Raw genomic sequence first — 11,498 nt, 5'->3', positions numbered from 1 at the left:
AGTTACAATAGCAGGCGATGTTTTCTTTAACGCAAATGACACTGTGGGTCTAGTCTATGTATCTAACGGACTGACAATTGGTCTATCTTAGGAGGAACCACTAACGAGGGAATCGTTTGGTCTATTCATCAAATCGCATATTACAGTTACCTTCAAGACCCTCTATTATTGAGGGTCTTTGTCTTGCCTAGCCATTCATTTCCCTGCCAAAATCCCCTCCCCTGCTTCATTTCCTTGTAGAATTCTTTCCCAATTTCTCTTACACGTTCATATGATACATAGGCGAATATAACGAAGGACGGGGAGGATCATGAACGATAACTCAGATAATGTATCACATACCCGCTTTCCCAAAAGTACATGCAAAAAACTTTCGAAAAAGAAAAAGACACTCCGAAGAAACATTCCATGCACAGCAAAAAAGAAAATACCAAAATGTTGTATCGAAGGTCCAACCGGACCCACTGGACCAAGAGGTGAAACGGGAAGCAGAGGTAAACGAGGAAAAAAAGGTGTTACTGGTGCAACAGGCGCTGCTGGACCAACAGGAACAATTGATGTAGATCCACTTTTCTATGTGATTGGCCCTGTAGGTGCAGCACAAGTCGGTTATAGAGAACAAGTTATTTTTGAATCTGACACAATTCAAATTGAGGTTTCGGAAGGGTCGGCAATTGTTCGCTTAGAGATCGAAAATCCAGGCCCCACTGGACCAACCGGTCCGACTGGCGTTACTGGTGCAAGCGGAGCTACTGGACCGACGGGGTCAACTGGTACCGATGGAGCCACTGGAGCTACAGGCGCAGACGGGACCACCGGTGCTACCGGTTCAACAGGGCCAACTGGCGCGGACGGTGCTACTGGAGCTACCGGATCGACAGGACCAACTGGTGCGGACGGTGCCACTGGACCAACCGGACCGACGGGGCAAACTGGTGTGGACGGTGCTACTGGACCAACCGGAACCACAGGACCAACTGGTGCGGACGGTGCCACCGGAGCTACCGGTCCAACAGGGCTAACTGGCGTTGATGGCGCTACTGGAGCCACCGGCCCCACAGGGCCAACTGGTGCAGACGGCGCTACTGGAAGTACCGGTCCGACGGGACCAACTGGCGCGAACGGCACTACCGGACCAACCGGTCAGACAGGACCAACTGGTGCGGACGGTGCTACTGGACCAACCGGAACCACAGGGCCAACTGGTGCAGACGGCGCTACTGGAAGTACCGGTCCGACGGGACCAACTGGCGCGGACGGCACTACCGGACCAACCGGTCCGACAGGACCAACTGGTGTGGACGGTGCTACTGGACCAACCGGAACCACAGGGCCAACTGGTGCAGACGGCGCTACTGGACCAACCGGAACCACAGGGCCAACTGGTACAGACGGCGCCACTGGAGCTACCGGGCCGACAGGGCCAACTGGTGCGGATGGCGCCACAGGAACTACCGGGCCAACAGGGCCAACTGGTGCGGATGGCGCTACTGGAGCTACCGGATCGACAGGACCAACTGGTGCGGACGGTGCTACTGGACCAACCGGAAGCACGGGCCAAACTGGTGCCGATGGAGCCACAGGAGCTACAGGGCCAACCGGCGCGGATGGCGTTACTGGAGCTACAGGGCCGACGGGACCAACTGGTGCGGACGGTGCTACTGGACCAACCGGAACCACTGGGCCAACTGGCGAGGACGGCGCTACTGGAGCTACCGGACCGACAGGGCCAACTGGTGTGGACGGCGCCACTGGGGCTACCGGTCCAACAGGGCCAACTGGTGCGGACGGCGCTATTGGACCAACCGGAACCACAGGGCCAACTGGTGTGGACGGTGCCACTGGACCGACGGGACCAACTGGTGCGGATGGCGCTACTGGACCAACCGGAACCACAGGGCCAACTGGTGCAGACGGCGCTACTGGACCAACCGGAACCACGGGCCAAACTGGTGCCGATGGAGCCACAGGAGCTACAGGAGCTACAGGGCCAACCGGCGCGGATGGCTCTACTGGATCAACAGGTCCGACGGGGCCAACTGGTGCAGATGGCGCTACTGGAGCCACCGGACTGATAGGGCCAACTGGTACGGACGGCGCTACTGGACCAACCGGAACCACTGGGTCAACTGGTGCGGACGGTGCCACTGGACCGACGGGACCAACTGGCGCGGACGGCGCTACTGGAGCTAACGGACCGACAGGGCCAACTGGTGTGGATGGCGTTACTGGACCAACCGGAGCTACCGGTCCAACAGGGCCAACTGGTACGGACGGCGCTACTGGACCAACAGGTCCGACAGGGACAACTGGTGCCGATGGAGCCACTGGAACGACAGGACCAACTGGTGCAGACGGCGGCACTGGACCAACCGGTCCGACGGGGCCAACTGGCGAAGACGGCGTCACTGGACCAACTGGTCCGACAGGGCCAACCGGCGCCGATGGAGCCAACGGAGCGACCGGACCCACTGGGCCAACTGGTATGGACGGCGCTACTGGAGCCACTGGAGCCAACGGATTGACAGGTGCGGACGGCGCTACTGGACCAACCGGAACCACAGGACCAACTGGTGCGGACGGTGCCACCGGAGCTACCGGTCCAACAGGGCTAACTGGCGTTGATGGCGCTACTGGAGCCACCGGCCCCACAGGGCCAACTGGTGCAGACGGCGCCACTGGACCAACCGGTCCGACGGGGCCAACTGGCGAAGACGGCGTCACTGGACCAACTGGTCCGACAGGGCCAACCGGCGCGGATGGCTCTACTGGATCAACAGGTCCGACGGGGCCAACTGGTGCGGACGGCGCTACTGGACCAACCGGAACCACAGGGCCAACTGGTACAGACGGCGCCACTGGACCAACCGGACCGACGGGGCCAACTGGTGCAGACGGCGCTACTGGAGCTACCGGATCGACAGGACCAACTGGTGCGGACGGCGCCACTGGGGCTACCGGTCCAACAGGGCCAACCGGCGCGGACGGCGCTACTGGAGCTACCGGATCGACAGGACCAACTGGTGCGGACGGTGCTACTGGACTAACCGGCCCCACAGGGCCAACTGGTGCAGACGGCGCCACTGGACCAACAGGGCCAACCGGCGCCGATGGAGCCAACGGAGCGACCGGACCCACTGGGCCAACTGGTATGGACGGCGCTACTGGAGCTACCGGATCGACAGGACCAACTGGTGCGGACGGTGCCACTGGGGCTACCGGTCCAACAGGGCCAACTGGCGCAGACGGCGCTACTGGAAGTACCGGTCCGACGGGACCAACTGGCGTTGATGGCGCTACTGGACCAACCGGAACCACGGGCCAAACTGGTGCCGATGGAGCCACAGGAGCTACAGGGCCAACCGGCGCGGATGGCGCTACTGGAGCTACCGGCCCGACGGGAGCAACTGGCGCAGACGGTACTACCGGACCAACCGGTCAGACAGGACCAACTGGTGCGGACGGTGCTACTGGACCAACCGGAACCACAGGGTCAACTGGTGCAGACGGCGCTACTGGACCAACCGGAACCACAGGGCCAACAGGTGCAGACGGCGCTACTGGACCAACCGGAACCACAGGGCCAACTGGCGCGGACGGCGCTACCGGACCAACCGGAACCACAGGGCCAACTGGCGAAGAAGGCGTCACTGGACCAACAGGTCCGACAGGGCCAACTGGTCCCGATGGAGCCACTGGACCCACAGGGCCAACCGGTGCAGATGGCGCTACTGGAGCTACCGGTGCGACGGGACCAACTGGCGCAGACGGCAATACCGGACCAACCGGTCCGACAGGGCCAACTGGTGCCGATGGAGCCACTGGAGCCACTGGAGCTATCGGACCGACAGGGCCAACTGGCGCGGACGGCGCCACTGGAGCCACCGGGCCGACAGGGCCAACTGGTGCGGATGGCGCCACTGGAGCTACCGGGCCAACTGGGCCAACTGGTGCGGATGGCGCCACCGGAGCTAGAGGGCCAACAGGGCCAACTGGTGCGGACGGCGCTATTGGACCAACCGGAACCACAGGGCCAACTGGTGTGGACGGTGCCACTGGACCGACGGGACCAACTGGTGCGGATGGCGCTACTGGACCAACCGGACCCACAGGGCCAACTGGCGCGGACGGCGCTACCGGACCAACCGGGCCGACGGGGCCAACTGGCGCGGACGGCGCTACCGGACCAACCGGGCCGACGGGGCCAACTGGCGCTGATGGTGCTACTGGACCAACCGGGCCGACGGGGCCAACTGGCGCGGATGGTGCTACTGGAGCTACCGGTCCGACGGGGCCAACTGGCGTTGATGGAGCCACCGGAGCTACCGGACCAACCGGAATCACAGGACCAACTGGCGCGGACGGCGCTACCGGACCAACCGGAACCACAGGGCCAACTGGCGCCGACGGCGCTACTGGTCCGACCGGACCGACGGGGCCGACTGGCGCGGATGGAGCCACAGGGCCGACTGGCGCCGACGGCGCTACTGGAGCAATCGGACCCACAGGGCCTACTGGTGCGGACGGCGCTACTGGACCAACAGGGCCGACGGGGCCAACTGGCGTGGACGGCGCTACTGGAGCTGCCGGTGCTACTGGACCGACAGGGCCAAGCGGACCAGAGGGTGTTACAGGTGCGACCGGCAACACAGGTGCGACCGGGGCCACTGGCAATACAGGCGCGACCGGCGCTACAGGTAACACCGGTGCAACCGGAGCTACTGGCAATACAGGCGCAACTGGCGCCACGGGTGATACTGGAGCTACTGGAGCTACCGGCAATACAGGGGCTACAGGGCCAACGGGACCCACAGGTCCGAACTTTGCTACCAACGGATTCTCCGGCAGGATCAACAACACGACGGTGTCATCCGATACCCAACTGGCCAACTGGACCGTTACAAGTCCCTATTACGGCAATGCCGCTTTTAATGCAACTACAGGCACTTTCACTGTACCAACCACCGGCAGATACTCCATTAAAGCTACAATAAACTATACGACAACAGCCGTCATATCCATTGCTTTAGGAGCTGGCATCTTCCCTTCCTTCCGTGTTAGACGTACGTCTCCCGGTACAACGGATCTAATTATTGCCGACTTCCCTATTCTGAACGTCAATATCGCTCTTCTGCTAAGCTTAAGAACAATCCTGGGCAGCGGCGCAGTAACGCTTGCTGGCGATGTCGCCCTTAACGCTGGCGATACAATTGGTCTGGTCTATGTAGCCAACGGCTTGACGATCGGATTGTCGCTTGGCGGCACATCCAACGAAGGCATCGTATGGTCCATTCATCAAATCGCCTAATCCCCTCCCTTCTGATATAAAAAAATCCCTTCCGATTTCGATCGGAAGGGATTTCTTCATGCTGTTAGAACGGCAGCTTAATATTAAACAAGACTTTAACCTGTTTCTCCTCAAACTTCACTTCACTAACAGAGACCATATCTCCCGTCGGCAAATCAAGCGGAACGACTATCGTCTCCAACATCCGAAGCGGCAACTGAATTCCTTTCATCGATAATGATTGAGGTCTCAATGCCAGATTGGGATTTTGCCACTCCAAGCGATATTCGGCACGGATTTGAGCCGGAATCCTGTCTCTGTAAGTGATGTTCAAATCTGCAATCAACCGGTCACCATCCAGCTCGAATTGCGCGCCGTCCAATCTGACATCCTCAGCTACATCACGATCTATATGCTTCTTGATCAAATCGTTCACTTCGGCTTCGCTCAGCACCAGCTCCGGCTTAAGTCGCTTTACCATATCTACAGCTTTCTGCCGGACATCTATGGCATTATAATTCAAATTAAGAGGCTTGTCCGGGGCAATATAAGATAAAAACCACCAAGCCGCACCTCCTGCGATCAGCAACAAAACAATTAAGGTGATAAACAATCTTTTTATAAATTTCCCCATTCCCTACCTCCTCGTCCAGCTCCTATTCTATCGAATTAGATATTTTGAAGCCAGTCCTTCATTCTTCCTGACATAATGGTATAATGAATCCACTAATTATCCAAGACGTACAGTGAATGACGGAAGGAAGGTTCTCAATGAGTAGTCATCCCTTATCCCATAACCATATAAGACTGGAAGAAATCGTACAGGCTCAAATGCATCTGAAAGATGTCATCTCCCGCACCCCGCTTCAATTTAATCGAGTCCTATCGGAACGCTACAATTGTCAGGTCTGGCTCAAACGCGAAGATCTGCAAGTCGTTCGTTCGTTCAAAATAAGAGGTGCCTACCATCTGATGCGCTCCCTCTCCCCCGAGGAGACAGTGAAAGGCGTCGTATGCGCAAGCGCCGGCAACCACGCCCAAGGCGTAGCCTACTCCTGCCAGACGCTAGGCATACCGGGCAAAATCTACATGCCGAGCACAACGCCGAGACAAAAGGTGAAGCAAGTGTCTTTCTTCGGCGGTGACATGGTCGAAGTCGTTCTGACCGGCGATACGTTCGATGATGCTTATGCAGAAGCAATCGCGGAGAGTCAGCGCAGCGGACTCGCCTTCATCCATCCATTCGATGACCGGAAAATTATTGCCGGCAACGGTACAGTCGGTCAAGAGCTAATGGAGAAGGCGGAGACTGCACCCGATTATATCTTCGTCACAGTCGGAGGTGGCGGGCTCGCCGCCGGTGTAGCCTCTTATATCAAGATCGTCGCTCCGCAAACTCAAATTATAGGGGTCGAGCCTGAAGGAGCCCCGTCGCTCCGCGCCTCTCTCGATGCGGGTGAAGTTGTGCCGCTTGATAAGATAGACAAGTTCGTAGACGGAGCTGCAGTCAAGCGCATCGGCGACTTGACGTTCTCCATCTGCCAAGAGCTACTGGACGATGTCATCACCGTACCGGAAGGCAAAGTATGTACGACGCTTCTTGATCTGTATAACGAAAACGCCATCGTTGCCGAGCCTGCAGGAGCCCTGCCGATTGCGGCTCTGGATGCGTACCGGGAACAAATTGCCGGCAAGACGATCATCTGTGTCGTCAGCGGCGGCAATAATGATGTAGACCGCATGCAAGAGATTAAGGAACGCTCCTTAATCTATGAAGGGTACAAGCATTATTTCATGGTCAGCTTCCCCCAAAGAGCAGGAGCGCTTCGTGAATTTCTTGATCAGGTACTGGGCCCGAACGACGATATTACCCGCTTCGAATATACGAAGAAGTCGAATAAGGACAACGGTCCCGCATTAGTCGGACTGGAGCTTAAGCACCGCGAGGACTATGAGCCGCTCGTCGAACGCATGCATAAGAAAGGCTTCCAATTTGTTGAATTGAATAAGGATCCTGTACTGTTCAATCTGCTTATTTGATCCTTTGTGCCAGCTGCAGTACAACAGCCCGAGAGTATTCTCTCGGGCTGTTCTCTGTTCATGCACGATATCGGTTACCAGGCATACGCGCTCGGTGCATCTCCGCCAGGGCCAGGGAATATTTCATCGATCCGCTTCAACGTCTCCTCGCTCAGCTCCACTTCCACTGCCCGAAGGGAACGTTCGAATTGCTCGCTGGTGCGCACGCCAATGATCGGAGCGGTGACAGCTGGATTGGCCAGCAGCCATGCAAGCGACACAACATCCTCCGGCTCGCCAAGCTCATCACATAGCTTGCCATAGTCCTCCAATTGATGCTGATGCTTAACCAGCCGCTTCTCATCCCCGCTCCTTCTGCCGCCGCCCTGCTTGCGGCGCTGATTTCCCGCGAGTAACCCTCCATCGAGCGGGCTCCACGGAATGATACCTAATCCCAAAGCCTGCGATGCCGGTAGCACCTCGAGCTCAGGCAGACGGCACAACAGATTGTATTTGTGCTGCTCGGAGACAAGACCCGGTATCCCTCTCGCCTTAGCTTCTCCCTGCGCTACCGCAATATCCCAACCGGCAAAGTTGCTGGAGCCGACATACCCGATTTTCCCTTGTGCCTGAGCGGTTCCAAAAGCCCCCCATAGCTCTGTCCAATTCACTTTGCGATCTACATGATGCATTTGATACAGCTCGATATGGTCTGTCTGCAACCGTCGAAGCGATCCTTCCAGGTGCCTGCGGATTTTGTAGGCGGACAATCCCTGCTCCCGATTAGGTCCGTCATATGTGTCATGCATATCGCCATACACTTTAGTAGCCAGAACGGTGCGTTCCCTTCTCCCGCTTCCTCCCTTGAACCATCGTCCGATAATTTCCTCCGTACGCCCGGCGTTCATCCCCCAGCCATAAATATTCGCCGTATCAAAAAAGTTAATGCCGGCATCTAGCGCCGCATCCATAATGCGGAAAGCATCCTTCTCGTCCGTATCCACGCCAAAATTCATGGTGCCTAGACAAAGCCTGCTTACCCTCAATCCGGAATTTCCAAGATACGTATATTTCATGTCCGCTGCTCCTTTTCATTTTTAATTGAGACGGATATTACAATAAATCTACAAAAATAATATAAAGGATCCACATGTCGTTCACATTCGTGTTACAAACCATCCTTAGACTAAGCTGTAGGAGGTGCGTCATACTGATACATTCCCATAACCGGCAATTAAAATTACTCATTGTCTACGCCTCGTACGGCGAAGGACATATCCAAGCAGCAAAAGCTCTTCGTGATGCCTATCTTGATTCCGGGTACCGCCAGGTGGTCATGTACGATCTGATGGCGGAATCGCATCCATGGCTGAATGAGATGACCAAGCGCTTCTATCACAAAAGCTATACGCATTTGCCCTTTCTCTACGGCTGGATGTACGGCATTACGAAACCGATGAAGCATAACTCCCTGCTGGGCAGTTGGCTGCATTCCTTCGGGCGTCATAAGGTGAAACAATTACTGCTGGCGGAGAAGCCTGATGCTGTCATCTACACCTTCCCCTTCTATGCCATTCAAAGCATGAGGAAGCTTGCTTTATCCATTCCCTCTTATGCGGTCATTACCGACTTTGACTTGCATCGCCGCTGGGTACATCCCAGCATAGATCGCTATTACGTCGCCACCAAGGATCTGGGCCGGGAGCTCCAGCAGCTTGGCATTCGTCCTAACTCAATTCATGTGAGCGGATTGCCGCTGAAGAAAGAATTCCGGTCTATTGAACGATCGCATGAGCTATACAGTCGGTACGGACTCCAATTCGGTCGACCTACCGTACTTATTATGGCTGGCGCCCAAGGCGTCATGCCAAACATTGATGACATATGCGAACTTCTTCTGCATGACCCGCATGCGCAAATAGCCGTTGTATGCGGTCATAACCGCCAGCTCAAGGATAGGCTGGAGGAGCGCTTCCGCTTCCATCCTTCGGCTCACCGACTCGTGGCATTCGGTTACACGGACCGTATCCATGAATTAATGGCGCTCGCGGACGGGCTCATCACCAAACCAGGCGGTCTTACCTTAGCTGAAGCCATTGCCGCCGAATTGCCAGCCTTCCTCTATCGCCCCGTACCCGGACAAGAGAAGCAGAACGCACTGTATCTGCAGTCCAAGGGTGCAGCATTCATCGCGCGGGACAGCTATGAACTGGTTCGCCAGGTGCTTCAGTTGGTGAACGATCCGGTCAAGCTCATAAACAGCCGTCTCCGCATTCGGAGCCTTCAAGCAAAGGGCTCCTCCCATTCTGCCGCTGAGACGATTATAATGGATATTGTAACCAAATCTCATGTGCAAGACAAAGCTTCCTTCTTTTAACGTCGGTTGCGGAAAGGAGTCTATTCGTACTTATGCGCCAAAATCATTGGATGGGGACCGATATGCGTCTCTTATCCGTTATTCTGTTTATTGTCGAATTTGTCCGGGGGGCTGTGCTTGTCAGTCTCCTTCCCATCTACGGAGCCCGTACCCTCGGCTTGTCGCCCGACGTTATCGGTCTGGCGATATCCGCCCATTACATTACCGATACGCTGCTCAAGATTGCGATCGGTTATTTGCTCGATCGCTTTTCTCCGCGTCTGATTGTGCAAATTAGCTTGGTTATTGCGCTTATAGGCGTTTACGCGCTCCAATTCGCCGATCTTCCCTGGATGTTCATTGGCGCGGCAGCGATCTATGGCATAGGTATGTCCCCCATCTGGATTGTATGCCTGACCAGAGTGTCCGAGGAGCATCGCGCCACGCAAATGGGCTTCCTGTATACGATCTGGCTCTTCGGCCTCGGGAGCGGACCGATTATTTGCAATATCCTGCTTGATTACAGCTCAAACCTGACCTATACCCTGCTCGTTGTGTTGTCAGTCGTTGCCACCCTGCTTTCCTTCTTTATGAAAAAAAGCAAGGCATCCGCGCATCATCATATCCCGATCAAAGCGCAGCTCCGCGCTCTTCGCGACAAGCTGGTCAGCATGAGACAGCTGCTCCCGGGCATGATTCTGCAGACCACCGGTGCCAGCATGCTCATCCCGATCTTGCCAGGCTTCGCCACCCATGAGCTCGGGCTATCCGGTGCGCAATACTCCATTCTTTTGACGGTAGGCGGGTTGTGCGCTGTCGGCGGCTTGATTCCGATGGGCAAGCTGTCCGACAGGCTTGGAGGAAACAGATGGTTCCTCGTCGTCGGGTTTATTGCCTTTGCCTTTGGTTTGTATGTGCTGGCATGGGGACTTTCATTCTGGTATTGTTTAGTTATAGCGGTGGGTCTTGGATTATCCTATTCGGCTATTTTGCCGACCTGGAACGCTTTGTTGGCCACATATGTACCACCCAAGCAAGAGGGGGTCGGGTGGGGGCTATTGTCCACCTTTGAAGGTGTTGGCGTTATGATCGGTCCTATATTGGGCGGCGTCATTGCTCTATGGGGCGGAGAGACCGCTGTGTTCTGGACAAGCGCCATCCTATTCGGCCTAATCGGCCTATACTACTTAACACTTAAGAAGATCGGGGTTAGGAATTGATGAGCAACTGGCAAGACTGGATTCATGATTTGAAAAATATGGACCTTCATCATATTCAGCAGACGCTGGAGAGTTATTCGCAGTTCGGTCCGATTCCGGGCATTATGCTGCCCTTTATTGAAGCTTTTCTCCCCTTCCTGCCGCTCATTCTCATTATTGCGGCTAACGTAAACATTTATGGATTCGGACTCGGATTTCTCTTTTCCTGGATTGGGGTCACAGGGGGCGCACTCTGCGTCTTTCTTATCTGCCGTGCGCTCGGTCGCAATGTAAAGAACAAGCTGATGCGAAGATTTCCAAAGTCTGAACGGTTCTTCAACTGGATAGAGAAGAAGGGCTTCACTCCCTTGTTCCTGCTTGCCTGCTTTCCATTTACGCCATCGGTTGTTATTACCGTCGTTTCCGGGCTTAGCAAAGTGCCGTTCCATTCCTTCCTGCTGGCGACAATGATGGGCAAGGCGGTTATGATCTTTGTCATCTCGCTCATCAGCTTTGACATTACGAACCTGGTAAATGAGCCTTGGCGCATATTCGTCTCCATTACGGCTGTGCTTGTGATGTGGTTTGGAGGCAAGACGCTGGAGAAACGTTATCAGGTGAACGGGTGAGGTGACTG

At 55.9% G+C, this 11,498-nt stretch carries 7 protein-coding genes; 5 read left to right on the top strand and 2 right to left on the bottom strand.

The window, feature by feature from the left end:
• Window positions 1–577 precede the first annotated feature (577 nt).
• Window positions 578–5,308 (top strand): beta strand repeat-containing protein, encoded by a 4,731-nt coding sequence (locus AC0YNW_RS08425; RefSeq protein WP_475831559.1) that lies wholly within the window; start codon window positions 578–580, stop codon window positions 5,306–5,308.
• A gap of 64 nt (window positions 5,309–5,372) precedes the next feature.
• On the opposite strand, the gene AC0YNW_RS08420 is transcribed toward AC0YNW_RS08425, so the two are convergent.
• A complete protein-coding gene (locus AC0YNW_RS08420; RefSeq protein ID WP_475831558.1) occupies window positions 5,373–5,921 on the bottom strand; it encodes a hypothetical protein in 549 nt (182 codons plus the stop codon).
• A gap of 137 nt (window positions 5,922–6,058) precedes the next feature.
• Here AC0YNW_RS08420 and ilvA point away from each other — a divergent pair, with 137 nt between their 5' ends.
• Window positions 6,059–7,327, top strand: coding sequence for a threonine ammonia-lyase IlvA (gene ilvA / locus AC0YNW_RS08415; protein WP_475831557.1), 1,269 nt, complete (start codon window positions 6,059–6,061; stop codon window positions 7,325–7,327).
• A 74-nt stretch (window positions 7,328–7,401) separates the two neighbouring features.
• Here ilvA and AC0YNW_RS08410 read toward each other — a convergent pair whose 3' ends face one another.
• Entirely contained in the window at window positions 7,402–8,382 is a 981-nt protein-coding gene (locus AC0YNW_RS08410; protein WP_475831556.1) for an aldo/keto reductase, read from the bottom strand.
• A 74-nt stretch (window positions 8,383–8,456) separates the two neighbouring features.
• On the opposite strand from AC0YNW_RS08410, the gene AC0YNW_RS08405 reads away from it, so the two are divergent.
• The 3 genes from AC0YNW_RS08405 to AC0YNW_RS08395 are packed head-to-tail and all read left to right on the top strand — an operon-like array spanning window position 8,457 to window position 11,490.
• Window positions 8,457–9,683 (top strand): MGDG synthase family glycosyltransferase, encoded by a 1,227-nt coding sequence (locus AC0YNW_RS08405; RefSeq protein WP_475831555.1) that lies wholly within the window; start codon window positions 8,457–8,459, stop codon window positions 9,681–9,683.
• A gap of 32 nt (window positions 9,684–9,715) precedes the next feature.
• Complete coding sequence (locus AC0YNW_RS08400; protein WP_475831554.1) at window positions 9,716–10,882, top strand: MFS transporter; 1,167 nt, start codon at window positions 9,716–9,718, stop codon at window positions 10,880–10,882.
• Complete coding sequence (locus AC0YNW_RS08395; protein WP_387478377.1) at window positions 10,882–11,490, top strand: TVP38/TMEM64 family protein; 609 nt, start codon at window positions 10,882–10,884, stop codon at window positions 11,488–11,490. The genes AC0YNW_RS08400 and AC0YNW_RS08395 overlap by 1 nt, the downstream gene beginning before the upstream one ends.
• Window positions 11,491–11,498: the final 8 nt, after the last annotated feature.

It is taken from the genome of Paenibacillus sp. J31R120, assembly GCF_056269225.1.
Note: the sequence above shows the minus strand (reverse complement) of the source record. Positions and strands in the feature narration are given on the sequence as shown.

Coding starts and splice junctions, on each gene's coding strand:
- AC0YNW_RS08410 (WP_475831556.1), bottom strand. CDS start 8,382: ATGAAATATACGTATCTTGGAAATTCCGGATTGAGGGTAAGCAGGCTT.
- AC0YNW_RS08405 (WP_475831555.1), top strand. CDS start 8,457: ATGTCGTTCACATTCGTGTTACAAACCATCCTTAGACTAAGCTGTAGG.
- AC0YNW_RS08395 (WP_387478377.1), top strand. CDS start 10,882: ATGAGCAACTGGCAAGACTGGATTCATGATTTGAAAAATATGGACCTT.
- AC0YNW_RS08420 (WP_475831558.1), bottom strand. CDS start 5,921: ATGGGGAAATTTATAAAAAGATTGTTTATCACCTTAATTGTTTTGTTG.
- ilvA (WP_475831557.1), top strand. CDS start 6,059: ATGAGTAGTCATCCCTTATCCCATAACCATATAAGACTGGAAGAAATC.
- AC0YNW_RS08400 (WP_475831554.1), top strand. CDS start 9,716: ATGCGCCAAAATCATTGGATGGGGACCGATATGCGTCTCTTATCCGTT.